This is a genomic window from Ruminiclostridium papyrosolvens DSM 2782, from assembly GCF_029318685.1.
In the GTDB taxonomy this organism is placed as follows: domain Bacteria; phylum Bacillota; class Clostridia; order Acetivibrionales; family DSM-1351; genus Ruminiclostridium; species Ruminiclostridium papyrosolvens.
Genome location: NZ_CP119677.1, coordinates 3,410,031 through 3,425,816, shown reverse-complemented (window position 1 = coordinate 3,425,816; position 15,786 = coordinate 3,410,031). Strand labels below are relative to the sequence as shown.

Genomic DNA, 15,786 nt, shown 5'->3' with positions numbered 1-15,786 from the left:
GAGCGAATAAAATGTTAATAAAAAAACTTTGTACGGTATTTTTAGCATTATCCCTGATGACAGCAGCTATAAGCACCGCTGCTGCTGCTTCTGTTGTATCCCTTGGGAACTGGAGTATGGGAGATAGCTTTAACCTTGTATACGGTACGGGAAATTCAGTAAAGTACACATATGGCGAAATCCAGAATTTGTATCTGAATAATTACTACAATGTCCAAAGCACAGAAATGGATATAGAAAACAGCAATTTGCTTTACCAGAAGTATTCTCTGGAGTTTGATAAAATCAATAATGATATAGTGAACATAAAAAAACTCATCGACCAAAATAAGGACGCAGCAGAATATCAGAAGCAGTTGGCTGATTTAACAGCACAAAAGTCAGAAATGTATTCAAATAAGGAAAACAGCATTATTACGTATAATAACTCATCTGTGTATCGGAATATTCAACGTACTGCACAATTATCCTTATTCAGAGACGACATATATAATATGAAGCTTTTGTACGAAAAAGGCTTAGTTCAGAAAACAATGGCTGAATACGCCAGACTCCAAGGAAATTCAGAGGAAATAAATAAATCAAAAGATATGGCCTTTCAGTCAGATATTGACTTACATAATGCTGATTATGACTATTACATCAGTCAGCAGGAGTTGCTTACACAGCAAGTTAATACCAATACGGAAAATGTATTAAGCAGCAGCGCAATGGACACTACAAAGGCGGTAACAATCAGTGTACCTGTAGCATCTATCAGAGCTATTCCCCTTAAAAATTTTTCTGAGGTAGAGAAAAGCTTTTACTTAAATGATTACAAAAATATGCAAATGGGGGAAAAGGTTAGAATATTGGATGGGAAAATAAGTATATTAAAGGAATATTATAAGGATTCCTCCAATGAGATAAAGCTTGCTGTTAACGAAAAAAAGCAGGCAGAGCTAGAAGCAAGAAAGTGGCTTATTCAAAGAAGAGCATTGCTCCAGAATTATTATTCTCAATACAAAAGCAAATACTATGAAGTTAATATAAAAGAAAAAAAGGCAAATGCACTTTACCAAAAGTATATAATCCTGCTCAATAAATATAACTACAAGCTTGCAACAGAGCTGTCTTTGAAGGAAGCAGAAGTAAATTACAAAATAGCAGCACAGGAAGCCTGGGACAGCCTTTGCGGGTATGTAGAAGCACTTGGCAAAATAGAAAAGGCAATCAGCGGCAATATTAATCCTTAATGACTATGCCCAACAGCTTTGACAAGGATAGGGCTTGAAATTCATTGACAATGGCTCCCTTTAGTTCAGGCCCTTTGATAAGCAGACCCTCCAATTCACAGGAAGTAAAATCAATATCTTTTAGCAGGGTTCCGGTAAATTCTACTGAAACCAGAGTACATTGTTCAAATTCCACATCCTTTAGCTGAGCTTCCCATATGTAGCTGTTAGAAAGGTTGGACTTTTCAATGCGGCTCCGGGAGATATGCGAGTTCGTTAAATTTGAGTACTGCATATTGCAGGAGCTGACAGATATATCGCTGAGTCTTGTGTGAGAAAGTATGATACCGGTAAGATTACAGTTTACAAATTCGGTGTTTCTGAATACCGCATCACTGAAATCCATATTTGAAATATCACAATCCCTGAATATAACATTGTCGAACACAAAGTTCTGCACATCGCATTTCTTAATACTGCATTTTTCAATAATACATTTACTGAATTCTACGGAAATGGAAGAAATGTCATTGAGAGAACAGCTTTTAAAGTGGTAGTTTTCGATATCATAACCTGAAGAGGTTAAGCTCATAACTATTTCATTTATATTTTCTGATTGTATTAATTTGTCAGGTATCTTAGGCTTTTGTAATTTCATTGTTAAATCTCCTGTTTAGGTACTTTACTAAAAAAGTATAGCATCAAGCAAAGTTTTATTCAACGTGAGCTGCTCTGAAACTATTAATCGCTTATATTTGTACTTTCTAAACGGGGGATTCTTGATATCTTCCAATCGCTATCTACTTTTTTTAAGTAAAAAGTGGCTTGTATATGATTCGAAGCTGAAAGTTCTTCATCAATGGAGCCGGATTGGATGGCCAAAATGTCTGTACCATCAAAGTAACAGATAGAACCGTTTGCTTTATAATCTATTGTGTAAGACACTTTAGCTGTTATATGAGATGCAAAGGGTATTTTGAATGTTGAAATTATTTTAAACGATTTAAGGTTGAATTGTTTTAGTGCACCCTTTTTATCGAGGATATTTTGTATACCTGAATCATATGTATTAAAAGTATATTTGAGTTTTTCTTTATTACTGTCGTTAGCAAAATAATATTTTTTATAGAAATCACGAAAATCTTTTTTTTTCTTATCTCCTATTCTTTTTACTCCCTTATCATCAGTAGTAAGACAATCCGCAGACAGCATATTTATTCCCTCAATGGATCGCATATATTTACTTATAAATCCTGTAATTTCTGATTTATTGGTAAAAAATGTAAACTGGTCGACTAGTATGTAGACTAATAGTACAGATACAATAAGTAACACACTTCCGCTAATTATTTTCTTCTTTTTAGAGAAATTATTCATTATCAATACGGTTTTCCTCCAATACTTTATCGCTGCTTAGCACACCATCGGCTATCTCAATTATTCTTTTGCAGTAGCCTGCGATTTTTATATCATGAGTTACGATTACAACAGTAACGCCTTTATTATTAAAATCCTGTAAAAGGAGCATAATTTCATCGGCAGTATTACTGTCAAGTGCTCCTGTTGGTTCATCGGCTAGAATAACTGACGGGTTATTTACAAGAGTTCTTGCAAGAGCAACTCTCTGTTTCTGACCTCCTGACATTGTTCCGACCTTCTGATTGGCTAAGGCTTCAATGCCCACCAATGAAAGTGCTTCTCTTGTTTTTGCTTTCATTTTTAGTATTGGCACTTTACTGAAAAACAATGGTGTCATTACGTTTTGCAGGGCTGTATCGTTATTAACAAGAGCAAAATCCTGTAGAAGAATCCCTATTTTCCTGTTTCTTTTTATTGCAAGCTGCCCCTCAGATAAACCGTCTATTTGCTCTTTATCCAAAAAATAAGAGCCGCTGGTAGGACTATCCAGACAACCTAAAATGTGCATAAGGGTTGATTTTCCGGCACCTGACCTTCCCATAATTGCTACCATTTCTCCGTCATTTATGGTTAAGGATATATCGTTTATAGCAGTCAGTTCATTTTTTTTACCAATATTGAATTTCTTTGATAAATTATTAATCACAATCATATATAAGTCTCCTTAATCTATTTTAAGCATTTCCACAGGATTGTTTTTTCTTAATGCATAGAATGGAATAATAAAAGAAAGCAAGGCCGGTAGTATGCATGCTGTCGCTGTAAACAGAATACTTTTGGAATTCATAATAAAATACACATTCACAATTCTGGCATTATTGCTGTGATAAAAAGCGGATAGTCCAATGAGAAACAAGATTCCGGCAAAAATAATGTATAAAAGAGAATAGATGCCGGTGATGAAAATTGTTCTTTTCCTGGAACAGCCTGTCAGATAATAGATGCTGAAGGTTTCCATATTATTAAGTGTTGTAAGCAGGCACATGGTAACAATACCGCACAGTGATATCAGAAACAGCATGAATACAAAGGGCAGTACAATTGCTACAAGCTGAGAATTTTCATTCCTTTCAGCTTCAAGTAATTCCGTATCCGTTTTGGTATAGGAAAATGTCAGCTTTTTCCGCAGTCCTGCAATTTCACTTTCGGGACAGGAGTTGTCAAGATAAAGAAGAACATTCGGAGTTAATTCGGAAGGAATTTGTAATTGAGACCTCGGGGCTATCAAAAAAAGCTCGTTTTCTATCATGTTTATGTAAAGCTTTGAAACAGGCAAATCTATATTAATGGAGGAATAGTCAAGAATCAATACCTTTTCGGGCTTTGCAAGCTTCCCTGTAATAACCAGATTGCAATTTTGAATTGTATAATTATTATCAATAAAAGTATATCCGATAATTTTATCTCCTACATTATAGTTTTTGGCATAAATTCCTCCTACGACACAGGGGACATAACCGTTTACTTTTTCTGTACTGAACCATTTTCCTTCGGATAAGGGATATCTAATTGCTTTAGAGGTTTCGTCATCGTATAAAATCACATTGGAAGCTTCCCTACCATTTGCGGGTAATTTGTCCTCAAGTTGCTTTCTGTTAAAATATATAAAAGTTCCACCTATTTCAGAAATACCTTTAAAATACTTTAAATCCTTTGTTTTATTGCGCAACTCGGAATAAAAATTAAATGTTATTTTGTCTTTCTTATACCAGTTGGGATCCATGCAGTATATAATCCTGTCGCTGCTGTTCTTAAATGTATTGATGCTGCTGGTACTGTATTGAGACATATTTGATGCTACCACTAATATTATTCCAATGGCAGCAAGCTCAAAAACAAGAACAATATTCAAAAACTTGTTTTTGCCGAATAATTTGAATGCCAAAAAAAGTGTTTTCATATTTCACCGCCTATAATCATGTATTGAATTTCTGACTTGAAATTAATGAATTTCGAAAAAAGCTTAAAGCAAATGGAGCTATAATTGTAAGGATTATTAATACAAAACAGGTATAAATAATAATGCAGTCTTGAAATGTTACAGAAATACTACCAAAGATAAATTTTCCTGAACACGATTGTTTTAAGAGGAAAAGCAGGCATATGCTGATCAAATATGAAAACGAAAAAATGAGAACAAGCTGGGCGAATATCAAAAGAATGCTCTTAAAACGAGAGCAGCCACAAATACGAAGAATAATATAATCCTTTCTGCATTTTTTCATCATATATTTATATATAAATATAAAATTTAATATTGCAATAATTCCGATAAAAACACTTGCAATCAAAGGAAAGAATAAGCTGGATATAGTTTTCTGAGACACCGGTTTGGGAAGACGCACGGTCCCTTGAAATGTACTTTCAAAATACTGCTGGAGCTGCTCCTTTTGTCTTTGAGAAACATCCGTGGGAATAATTACCCGGAAGGATGAAAGCTTTAGTACATTAAGACCTGTTGTATACGGGATTTCATCCAAATATCCGCCCTGGCGGATTCCGGAGGCCCTAAAGCTGAGCCCTGCAATTTTCATGTTATCCCCGATTTGATACTCTTCAGCATCAGGATTAATCTCTTTATTCTGATTGCTCGGTACCACCGCTTTTGCAAGCTTTTTAATATCTTCCTGTGAAATAGGGGTTCCGAATACATCTTCGCTGCAAAGTTCGGGATGTAAATAAGCTACTAATTCTCTTGGAGGTTTTTCTGATGAGATGTTATCAAGAAAATGGAATTCAATATTTTCTATTTGTGCTATTCCGTTATTCTTTATATCGGCTGCAATGTCATGGCTTTTAGTATAATATTTTCCGTTTGACATATTTACGGTTATTGTACGCATTGACTTATATGCAGCCACATATGATGCCCTGGATTTTACCACTGTAGTAAAGAAAAATATCATGGACAGGATTGTGATAATCTGAACTAGCAGAAGCACCATAAATATCAGACGATTGTTTTTAATAAGTGAAATTGTTTTGTAAAACAATAAATACATATTCTTTTTCATATTGAGCTCCAGAATATAATAGATTTTTTAAAGGCAGCAGTTTATGCATTGCAGTAAATCTGCTGCCTTTTTTAGAATTATTAAGTAATATTCAGTCTTGAGTCCTTATTTATAGTTTGGCCATATGTAGGATCATACCCGTTTTGGAAGGTATAACCGTTATATGTGGCTGCATAGGCATAGCCGGTGGCATGGTCATACCCTGATAGCTCTGCGGAAACAGAAATATTTTGAATTCCGCTTCCAATTGCACTGAAGGAGGCATGTCTTTGTACTCCTGTTGTGGCAGAGCCATTAGCTAAGTAAGCGTAAGCCTCTCGGGCTTTATATGTTTCAGCACCAGCTGTTGCGGTACAAAGAGCATCATCGTATGGGAAGGCAGAGCCATAATCATACGATACTTTAAGATAATATGTACTGCCGTTGTCTGTAAAGGTTTTACTGTCTGAACTAGAACAGGAATGACTAAACGTTGCTGCACCTGAGCAGTAAGCAAGAATAGAGAAAGTTACTGAAAGAGATAAAATTGTAGTTATTAATTTACCTATATTTACTTTTGTGAGCATAAATAACCCCTTTCAAAATAATTATTAAGTTGATCAACTTGACATATATTAACATATAGTAAAAATAATGTCAATTAATGTTAAACTTCTTTTGGCGATAAAGTATTCAAAATATAATAAGTAAAATGTATAATACGTTAAATCGAAGATAAAGGGTAAAACTAAAACATATTTTTCATTCCTTCAATAAACGTCTCAAATATGTTAATTTACTAACAAAGTATTGAAATAGCAAGTAAAAAGAGGTAAAATTACTTTGGTTATTTGGATGGAAAATTGGATATTATACATATTGCAATCATTTCCTAAATTTTGACTCATCTTTTAAATAAATAAAAATATATACAGGAGCGTGAACTTATGAGCATGATGAACAAAAAAACAATTGAAGACATTGATGTTGCCGGCAAAAAGGTAATAGTAAGAGTTGATTTTAACGTGCCACTGGACGCAGACAGAAAGATTACTGATGACAAGAGAATAGTTGGAGCACTTCCTACTATCAAATATCTTGTTGAAAAGGGAGCTAAGACTATACTTGTATCCCATTTAGGAAGACCAAAGGAAGGTTTTGAAGATAAATTCAGCATGAAGCCAACAGCTGTAAGACTTGGCGAACTTCTCGGAAAAGAAGTAATAATGGCTAAAGATGTTGTAGGCGAAGATGCAAAGGCAAAGGCTGCTGCATTAAAAGACGGCGAAGTTCTTATGCTTGAAAACGTAAGATTCCACAAGGAAGAAACAAAGAACGATGCTAACTTTGCAAAAGAACTTGCAAGCATGGCTGAAATATTTGTAAACGATGCTTTCGGAACTGCTCACAGAGCACACGCTTCTACTGCAGGATTAGCTGATTATCTCCCTGCTGTATGCGGATTCCTTATAAAGAAAGAAATCGAATTCATGGGTAAGGCATTGGCTAACCCTGCAAGACCATTCGTAGCAATATTGGGTGGTGCAAAGGTTTCTGACAAAATCGCAGTTATCGAAAACCTCATTGACAAGGTTGATACATTGATAATCGGTGGCGGTATGGCATATACCTTCTTAAAGGCAAAAGGATATCACATCGGAAATTCAATCTGTGAAGAGGAAAAAATTGACCTTGCTAAGACTCTTATGGAAAAAGCAGAAGCAAAGGGTGTTAATTTGATGCTTCCAATAGGAAGTATGGTAGCTAAGGAATTTAAGAACGATACAGAAATCAAGTACGTTCCATCAGATGCAATGCCGGACGGATGGATGGGTATGGATATAGGTTCACTTACAATAGAAAAATTTGCAAAAGAAATAATGAAAGCAAAGACAGTTATCTGGAACGGACCTATGGGTGTATTTGAATTCCCTAACTTCGCAATAGGTACAAAGGAAATTGCAAAGTCAGTTGCAGAATCAGGAGCACTTTCAATAGTTGGTGGCGGGGATTCAGCTGCTGCAGTTGAACAACTCGGTTACGCTGACAAGATCACACATATTTCTACAGGTGGAGGAGCTTCTCTTGAATTCTTAGAAGGTAAAGAGCTTCCGGGTATTGCAGTTCTTATGGATAAAAACCCAAGAAAAGTAATTGCTGCAGGTAACTGGAAAATGAATAAAACTGCTTCAGAAGCTGTTGCATTTGTAAATGCATTGAAGCCTGCTGTTGCTGATGCAAAAAATGAAGTAGTAGTTGGTGTTCCATTTGTATGCCTGCCTGGAGTTGTTGAAGCTGCTAAAGGTTCAAACATAAAGGTTGCAGCACAGAATATGCACTGGGAAGAAAACGGAGCCTACACAGGAGAAGTTTCCGGTCCAATGCTTGCAGACCTTGGCGTTGATTATGTAATAATCGGCCACTCCGAAAGAAGAGAATATTTCGGAGAAACAAATGAAATGATTAATAAAAAGGCTCATGCAATATTCAAATATGGCATGACTCCAATCGTATGCTGCGGTGAAACACTCACACAGAGAGAGCAGGGAGTTACAGCTGACCATATCAGATATCAGATAAAGGTAGCATTACTTGGCTTGACTGCTGAACAGGTTAGCAAGCTTGTTATTGCATACGAACCAATCTGGGCTATTGGAACAGGTAAAACTGCTACAAATGAACAGGCAAATGAAGTCTGCGCAGTTATCAGAGCGTTGATTGTAGAACTTTATGGCTCAGAAGTAGCTGAACAGGTTAGAATTCAGTACGGCGGAAGCGTAAATGCAAAGAATGCTGCTGACTTATTTGCAATGTCTGATATAGACGGCGGACTTGTTGGCGGAGCAAGCTTAAAGGTTGAGGATTTCTCAATAATAGCAAAAGCATAAATTTTCTGTATGTAAATAATTCAGATTTAGTATAAAGTTGATTTATCTGACCCTCCGGTTAGTACTGGAGGGTCTAACTATAGTAACATTGAAAGAGGGAGATAACCATATGGAAAAGAAATTAGTAACATTAATGATCCTTGATGGCTTCGGAAACAATCCGAAACAAGAAGGGAATGCCATACAGGCTGCAAATAAGCCGAATCTGGACAGATATCTTACTAAATATACAAATACCGTTGTTCATACAAGCGGTATGGACGTAGGTCTGCCTGAGGGTCAGATGGGAAACTCTGAGGTTGGACATACCAATATTGGTGCAGGAAGAATTGTTTATCAGGAATTAACCAGAATAACAAAATCAATAAAAGATGGAGATTTCTTTGAAAAAGAAGAATTCCTAAAAGCAGTAGAAAATTGCAAAAAGAATAATTCCAAGCTTCATCTGTTCGGACTTTTATCTGACGGAGGAGTACACAGCCACAATACACATTTATATGGTTTAGTTGAGATGGCGAAGAGAAACGGTTTAAAAGACGTATTTATACACTGTTTCTACGACGGAAGAGATGTTCCGCCGGACAGCTCAAAGGTATACACCGAAGAACTTGAAGCAAAGCTGAAAGAAATCGGAGTGGGTAAAATAGCATCTGTAATGGGAAGATACTATTCCATGGACAGAGACAACCGTTGGGAAAGAGTACAGCTTGCATATGATGTAATGGTATCCGGAAAAGGTTTAACTGCAAATTCAGCAGTTGAAGCAGTAGAAGCATCTTTTGCAAAGAAAGAATTTGATGAATTCGTAAAACCAACAGCTATAATGGAAAATGGTAAACCTGTTGCAACAATAGATGCAAATGACTCAGTAATATTCTTCAATTTCAGACCTGACAGAGCAAGAGAAATAACAAGAACCTTTGTTGACCCTGAATTCAAAGGATTTGAAAGAGCAAAAGGTTTCTTCCCACTATTCTTTGTTTGCATGACTCAGTATGATAAGACAATGCCGAATGTTGTAGTTGCATTTAAGCCTCAGACTCTGGATAATACCTTCGGAGAATATATAAGCAGACTTGGTTACAGACAGTTGAGAATTGCTGAAACTGAGAAGTACGCACATGTTACCTTCTTCTTCAACGGCGGTGTTGAAACACAATACGAAGGAGAAGACAGAGCACTTATACCTTCACCGAAAGTAGCTACTTACGACTTGAAACCTGACATGAGTGCTTATGAAGTTGCTGAAGAAGCGGTTAAGAGAATTGACTCAAAACAATACGACGTAATAATCCTTAATTTTGCTAACTGCGACATGGTCGGACACACAGGTGTATTTGATGCTGCAAAGGCTGCTGTTGAAGCAGTTGACGAATGTGTAGGAAAAGTAGTTGATGCTGTTAATGCACAGGGTGGAGTAGTATTGATAACTGCCGACCACGGAAATGCAGAGCAGATGGTTGATTATGAAAATGGAGGAGCCTTCACCGCACACACTACAAACGTAGTACCACTTATCGGTATAGGTTTGGGAAATGCTGCTCTAAAAGAAGGAAGACTTGCTGACCTTGCACCTACAATGCTTGACATAATGGGTGTTGATAAACCTGCCGAAATGACAGGAATTTCACTTCTTCAAAAATAAAAAATATAATGGTTCAAAGTGCTGTTATAACTATATTTCAGGAAAATCCACCGACGGTAAATAAAAAAACGGTGGATTTTTTATTTCTTCATAAAGGATAAAATTTACATATATAGAATATATTATGTAAAAGGGAGGTGCAATTAAATGAAAAAACCTTCGAAAGTGATTTTGCAGCTTAAAAAGTTCTCTAATAACTACAAAAAGCTAGGTTCTGTGCTTTATTACTTTTATAGACTGCTCAAATCCTCGTATTTCAGAACCTTTGTAAACTTTCTTTTCACTTTTGTATTTGCTTTTCAGATGCAGCTTACCGATTTTAAGACATATAATATCTACGAAAAGGAATTTTACCGAGATAAGCTGCATATACTGGTAACATTCGTGTTTATTATCCTGTACAATTGGATAACAATAACTATTGATAATTATCAGAAATACAAGGACCGAAGAGTGAAATGCCTGAAGGAAGTTATAAACAGGGAAGCCGTTATCAATCAGACAGTTAGCAGAAAACTTAACGACATAACCAGAAGTGTATGTGCTAAAGCGGTTATAATACCTTCAAAAGCTGATTTTAGCACTCTCAGCTATCAGGATATAGCCTCTCTGGTATGCCACAACATTTATGATGCAATAAAAATTTCAACGGAGAAGGATACGCACCAGGTTTCTCTCATGCACAGGTTCAAGGAGAAAAAAACAGGCAGGGAATACATTAAAATGATAAGCTATGGTAATTCAAATCAGATTTCGCCAAGTATATTTGATAAACACTTTTATCTTGACAGTGATTTGAGTTATTACCATGTAAAAATATTTAATGATAAGCAGAATGATATACATATATTAAAAAATGCAAGTGAGATAAAGAAAGAATATGTATACGGTAAAAAATGTAATGATAAGAATATTGAGCAGTATATTGCTATTCCTATATTCTGTGAAAATGAGGGATTAGTTTCTCTTTTACAGATAGAAATATCTGAAAAACATCTGTTAGGAAGAACTACGGAGGAAGTCAGGGAGTTTGTAAAGCCATTCATGGCGTATGTACATATTCTTATGGTTAATTACTATAGGGATGAATTGTTTAATGTACTAATTAAAAAGTTTGATATACTAAGGAAAAGTAAAGAAAGAAGAAAGAGTTATTTGGAAGGGATGGGTAAGTATGAGCAACACTATGGGGAAAATAATTCACATATTGCCCCAAGGGACTAACACAAATGCAGACAACATTGGATTCTTCCATGAAGATACGGATTTTATCCAGGATCACGGTACTTTTGAAGACAGAAGACAACAGCTTATAAGCGAGTATGAAAGGGAACTGAGAATATTTAAAAATAATTCGATGCTAATGACATAGTAAAAAAATAATAAAATATGGTTCACTCCCGAGTGCGTTACGGGAGTTTTTATTTTTTCTTAGGAGAATTATTATTGGATTTGTATTTGGTTTTAATCAAGTCAATATAATCCTCAACCTTTTTCAGAGCTTCATCCGGAAGCCCCTTGACGTCCAAATTATAAGAGATTTTTGATTCTGCCACAATATCATCGGAAGAAAACCTTATCTCGGTACGGCCAACAAGATAATCCACCGACACATTAAAGAAATCAGCGAGGGTTTTTAATACATTTTCATCTCTTGGAAATCTGTCATTAGCTTCATAGTAACCAATAACTCTGGCAGAAACATTTATTAATTCGCCCAACTTCTTTTGGGTAATATCTCGTTCTTCCCTTAATTCTCTTAATCTGTCACCAAATCTCATAGCACGCCTCCAACTATAAATATAACAGGCATAAAAAAACATTTAGGAAAACAGAATGAATCATTCTGCAAAATATTGAAAAAGAACAAAATATGCGATATAATGACTTTGCGGGAGCTTTAATTTTGTTTAGGAGAATTATATTTGGTTTTGATTAAGTCAATATAATCTTCAACCTTTTTAAGAGCTTCTTCAGGAAGCCCCTTAAGGTCCAAATTATAAGGGATTTTTGATTCTGCAACAAAATCATCGGAAAAATTTCTGATATCGGTACGGCCAACAAGAAAATCCACCGACACATTAAAGAAATCCGCGAGGGTTTTTAATACATTCTCATCTTTTGGAAATCTGTCGTTAGCTTCATAGTAACCAATAACTCTGGTAGAAACATTTATTAATTCGCCCAATTTCTTTTGGGTAATATCTCGTTCTTCCCTTAATTCCCTTAATCTGTCACCAAATCTCATAGTACGCCTCCAATAATAAATATAACAGGCAAAAAAAATCATTTAATAAAATAGAATAAAATATTCCATAAAAGTGTTGAAAAAGAACAAAATGTGCGATATAATATCAGTGTAAGGAAAAACCTCAAATTTATACTTGTGGTTTATTCTTTGCAAAGAAGGTCAAGAAATCCGTTGTACCTGATGATATCCTTTTATATGAGGTGATTAAAATGGATACATGGAGTAAGATAGAAACCATAGAAAAAATGCAAAACTACATTGAGAAGTGCATCTTAGAACCTATTTCGCTTCACATGCTGGCTAAAGAAGCGGGATACTCCCCTTGGTATACTGCGAGGATATTTAAAGAGCTTACCGGTAAAGCTCCCTTTTTGTATATTAGGTTGTTAAGATTGAATGTGGCTGCTGAAAAACTCAGAAATGATAATATCAAAGTTAATCATGCTGCTTTTGACTTTGTGTTTGACTCATATGAAGGTTTCACCAGAGCCTTTTCAAAGCAGTTTGGCATAACTCCGAAACAGTATTCAAAAACAAAACCGGAAATAAAATTCTTTATTCCGGAAGAAATCCGTGGATATTACCTTGAAATCAAAAAGGAGTGGATAATATATGGCTGAGAATCCAAACTCATGTACCGAAACCGTATTTGTACGATTTGTTGAAAGACCTGCTATAAAGCTTGTATTAAAGAGAGGACAAAAAGCGGAAAGTTACTTTGAATGTTTTGAAGAAGTTGGTTACGGTATATGGGATATATTATCAGGTATAAAGGAGGCAGTTTACGAGCCCACAGGAATGTGGCTGCCGGGAAAAATGATTAAGCCGGTACGTCACTATATGTTCAGGGGGTTGAAGTACCCCTGGACTATTCCGGAGAAATTCCTGAGGGATTTGAGATAATAGACTTAAATCCTTGCAAGATGATGATTTTTCAGGGACAGCCTTACGAAGATGAAAAGTTTGAGGAATCTATTTCACATCTCTGGAAAGCAATAAAAAACTATAACCCTGAAAAACATGGATTTCAGTGGGCGGACGATGAAGCTCCAAGATTTCAGCTTGCTCCGATGGGATATAGGGGATATATTGAGGCAAGGCCTGTAAAGGAGATAAATTTATAAAGGAAAAGCTTAGTCAGGCGAAAGCAGTGTTCTTGACAGGCACTGTTTTCGCTTATTTTTTTGAAGTGTTTCAAAATCTTTCCCGGTGGTAGGTATATATAAATTAAAAATTTTTAATAAGGATACCAATTAATGTTAAGTTATATTTTGTATTTTTTTTGAACAGCTACATATAATAAGGGACGATAGGTAAATAATGTTTGGGGAAATATTTTACAATAAAGTAAGTCGAATGGTATCCTAATTAAGAATAACTACCTTGAAGGGAGAATTAAGTATGAAACAATATATACCAATTGAAAGCGTTTTCGCCAGAGAGATTCTTGATTCCAGAGGAAATCCGACTGTTGAAGTCGAGGTTATTGCCGAGGGTGGTTTTGTCGGACGTGCTTCTGTACCTTCGGGCGCATCAACCGGTGCTTTCGAGGCTATTGAGCTGAGAGATGAGAATAGCGACAGGTACATGGGAAAAGGCGTGGTAACAGCAGTAGACAATGTAAATAATACTATAGCACCTGAAGTTGAGGGGATGAATGTATTTGATCAGGTTGCCGTAGATAAACTTATGATTGATCTTGATGGTACACCTAACAAGGAGAGATTGGGTGCCAATGCAATACTCGGTGTATCCCTGGCTGTTGCAAAAGCCGCTTCGGAGGCTTTGGGACTGGGACTGTACCAGTATATCGGAGGAGTAAATTCAAAGACACTTCCCGTGCCTATGATGAATATAATAAACGGAGGAAAGCACGCCGATAACAGCGTAAATATACAGGAATTTATGATAATGCCTGTTGGCGCTGAAAGCTTTAAGGAAGCTCTTAGAATGTGTGCTGAAGTATTCCACAATCTTAAAAAAGTTTTGCATAGTAAAGGTCTTAGTACCGCAGTAGGTGATGAAGGTGGTTTTGCACCAAATCTTGAAACAGATGAACAGGCAATTCAGGTAATCTTGGAGGCAGTTGAAAAAGCCGGCTACAAACCGGGAGATGATTTCAGAATAGCCATTGATGCTGCTGCAACAGAGATGTATCAAGAGGATGGTTCTTATTTCTTCTGGAAGACAAACATTAGAAAAAGCAAAGAAGAGATGGTAGAGTACTGGGCTGACCTTGTTAATAAATACCCGATAATATCTCTGGAAGACGGTGTGTCGGAAGAGGATTGGGAAGGTTGGAAACTGCTGACAGATAAACTGGGCAGCAAGATTCAGCTGGTAGGTGATGACCTTTTTGTAACCAATACTAAGAGACTTGAAAAAGGTATAAAGATGGGTGTTGCAAATTCTATACTGATAAAAGTAAATCAGATAGGTACACTTACAGAAACACTTGATGCAATACAAATGGCAAACCGTGCAGGCTATACTGCTGTTACATCTCACAGATCAGGAGAGACAGAGGATGCAACTATAGCTGACATAGCAGTAGCAACAAATTCAGGTCAGATAAAAACCGGAGCACCTTCCAGAACAGACAGAGTTGCTAAATACAATCAATTATTAAGAATAGAAGAAGAATTAGGAGAAGTTGCAGAATTTCCGGGAATAAAAGCATGGTTTAACCTAAAATAACATTATTTAAAAGCCAGATACAAAACATATCCTTCCTAGTTTTCGGGGTACGGCTTAGCAAAAAACACTTTCTTTATGCCTTCTAAATCGAACCATTAATTGAGCCATTAAAGGTAAAGAGAAATGCTAAGTGAAAATCATATATCATAGAAAAATATGAGAGCTAAGCCTGTACCCCACAAATTTTTTGGTAAGAGTGTTTTTATAAAATAAATTAGAAAAACAAGTCTCCGGACTTGTTTTTTCCATTTAAGTATGATAAAATTTGACTTGTCTATTTTAGGAGGTGTTTAAGTTGGAAGCTGCAAAATGGATTGTTAATATACTACACATTATCTTTGCTGTTTCAATAATTATTATTGTATTGTTACAGTCAGGAAAACAGGCTGGTTTGTCAGGCTCAATAGCAGGAGGAGCAGAGACATTCTTCGGCAAGAACAAGGGTCGTACTATTGATGCATTGCTTGGAAAGTATACTGCTTTTGCTGCGATTGCATTTCTCATTACATCTATTGCTCTTTACTTGTTGATAGATAGAGTTGGTTAATTTGTACTTATAAAATTAAGCCTAAGTGTATATCGTACACTTGGGCTTTTTGCATGTTGGATATTTTTTTGCATATAATATAGGTATAATATACTGGTTGATATTCCAGATAATACTATGCTAATATTAAAG

Annotated in this window: 18 protein-coding genes; 10 read left to right on the top strand and 8 right to left on the bottom strand. The window is 35.9% G+C overall.

Features of this window, described 5'->3' with window-relative positions:
* Positions 1–11 precede the first annotated feature (11 nt).
* The gene (locus P0092_RS15375; protein ID WP_004616655.1) at positions 12–1,235 is read left to right on the top strand and encodes a hypothetical protein; all 1,224 of its coding nucleotides are present in this window, start codon (positions 12–14) and stop codon (positions 1,233–1,235) included.
* Here P0092_RS15375 and P0092_RS15370 read toward each other — a convergent pair.
* The 6 genes from P0092_RS15370 to P0092_RS15345 form a co-directional block, all read right to left on the bottom strand.
* Positions 1,225–1,872 (bottom strand): pentapeptide repeat-containing protein, encoded by a 648-nt coding sequence (locus P0092_RS15370; protein WP_004616657.1) that lies wholly within the window; start codon positions 1,870–1,872, stop codon positions 1,225–1,227. The genes P0092_RS15375 and P0092_RS15370 overlap by 11 nt on opposite strands.
* Before the next feature lie 83 nt (positions 1,873–1,955).
* Positions 1,956–2,591, bottom strand: a complete 636-nt coding sequence (locus tag P0092_RS15365) for a hypothetical protein (RefSeq protein WP_422784819.1) — start codon at positions 2,589–2,591, stop codon at positions 1,956–1,958.
* The gene (locus tag P0092_RS15360; RefSeq protein ID WP_004616660.1) at positions 2,584–3,285 is read right to left on the bottom strand and encodes an ABC transporter ATP-binding protein; all 702 of its coding nucleotides are present in this window, start codon (positions 3,283–3,285) and stop codon (positions 2,584–2,586) included. Before P0092_RS15360 ends, P0092_RS15365 begins: the two co-directional genes overlap by 8 nt.
* A gap of 12 nt (positions 3,286–3,297) precedes the next feature.
* Positions 3,298–4,533 (bottom strand): ABC transporter permease family protein, encoded by a 1,236-nt coding sequence (locus P0092_RS15355; protein WP_004616662.1) that lies wholly within the window; start codon positions 4,531–4,533, stop codon positions 3,298–3,300.
* Between the two features lie 16 nt (positions 4,534–4,549).
* Complete coding sequence (locus tag P0092_RS15350; RefSeq protein ID WP_004616664.1) at positions 4,550–5,647, bottom strand: ABC transporter permease; 1,098 nt, start codon at positions 5,645–5,647, stop codon at positions 4,550–4,552.
* 80 nt (positions 5,648–5,727) lie between these two features.
* Complete coding sequence (locus tag P0092_RS15345) at positions 5,728–6,213, bottom strand: hypothetical protein (protein WP_004616666.1); 486 nt, start codon at positions 6,211–6,213, stop codon at positions 5,728–5,730.
* A 360-nt stretch (positions 6,214–6,573) separates the two neighbouring features.
* Here P0092_RS15345 and tpiA point away from each other — a divergent pair, with 360 nt between their 5' ends.
* From tpiA to P0092_RS15325, 4 genes are all read left to right on the top strand, one after another.
* Entirely contained in the window at positions 6,574–8,514 is a 1,941-nt protein-coding gene (tpiA, locus tag P0092_RS15340) for a triose-phosphate isomerase (RefSeq protein ID WP_004616668.1), read from the top strand.
* A 109-nt stretch (positions 8,515–8,623) separates the two neighbouring features.
* Positions 8,624–10,159 (top strand): 2,3-bisphosphoglycerate-independent phosphoglycerate mutase, encoded by a 1,536-nt coding sequence (gene gpmI, locus P0092_RS15335; protein ID WP_004616670.1) that lies wholly within the window; start codon positions 8,624–8,626, stop codon positions 10,157–10,159.
* 147 nt (positions 10,160–10,306) lie between these two features.
* Positions 10,307–11,383, top strand: a complete 1,077-nt coding sequence (locus P0092_RS15330) for a hypothetical protein (protein WP_004616672.1) — start codon at positions 10,307–10,309, stop codon at positions 11,381–11,383.
* Positions 11,346–11,531, top strand: a complete 186-nt coding sequence (locus tag P0092_RS15325) for a hypothetical protein (protein WP_276186959.1) — start codon at positions 11,346–11,348, stop codon at positions 11,529–11,531. The genes P0092_RS15330 and P0092_RS15325 overlap by 38 nt, the downstream gene beginning before the upstream one ends.
* 49 nt (positions 11,532–11,580) lie before the next feature.
* On the opposite strand, the gene P0092_RS15320 is transcribed toward P0092_RS15325, so the two are convergent.
* Entirely contained in the window at positions 11,581–11,940 is a 360-nt protein-coding gene (locus tag P0092_RS15320) for a helix-turn-helix domain-containing protein (protein WP_004616676.1), read from the bottom strand.
* 119 nt (positions 11,941–12,059) lie between these two features.
* A complete protein-coding gene (locus P0092_RS15315) occupies positions 12,060–12,407 on the bottom strand; it encodes a helix-turn-helix domain-containing protein (protein WP_004616679.1) in 348 nt (115 codons plus the stop codon).
* 212 nt (positions 12,408–12,619) lie between these two features.
* Between P0092_RS15315 and P0092_RS22065 the strand changes: the two genes are divergently transcribed.
* From P0092_RS22065 to secG, 5 genes are all read left to right on the top strand, one after another.
* The gene (locus P0092_RS22065; protein WP_338054718.1) at positions 12,620–13,030 is read left to right on the top strand and encodes a helix-turn-helix transcriptional regulator; all 411 of its coding nucleotides are present in this window, start codon (positions 12,620–12,622) and stop codon (positions 13,028–13,030) included.
* Positions 13,023–13,313 carry a hypothetical protein gene (locus P0092_RS22060; RefSeq protein WP_338054717.1) on the top strand — a complete coding sequence of 97 codons (291 nt, stop codon included), beginning with the start codon at positions 13,023–13,025 and terminating at the stop codon, positions 13,311–13,313. The genes P0092_RS22065 and P0092_RS22060 overlap by 8 nt, the downstream gene beginning before the upstream one ends.
* Before the next feature lie 20 nt (positions 13,314–13,333).
* Entirely contained in the window at positions 13,334–13,534 is a 201-nt protein-coding gene (locus P0092_RS22055; protein ID WP_338054716.1) for a hypothetical protein, read from the top strand.
* A 277-nt stretch (positions 13,535–13,811) separates the two neighbouring features.
* Positions 13,812–15,107 (top strand): phosphopyruvate hydratase, encoded by a 1,296-nt coding sequence (eno, locus tag P0092_RS15305; RefSeq protein WP_004616681.1) that lies wholly within the window; start codon positions 13,812–13,814, stop codon positions 15,105–15,107.
* 295 nt (positions 15,108–15,402) lie between these two features.
* The gene (gene secG / locus P0092_RS15300; RefSeq protein WP_004616683.1) at positions 15,403–15,654 is read left to right on the top strand and encodes a preprotein translocase subunit SecG; all 252 of its coding nucleotides are present in this window, start codon (positions 15,403–15,405) and stop codon (positions 15,652–15,654) included.
* Positions 15,655–15,786: the final 132 nt, after the last annotated feature.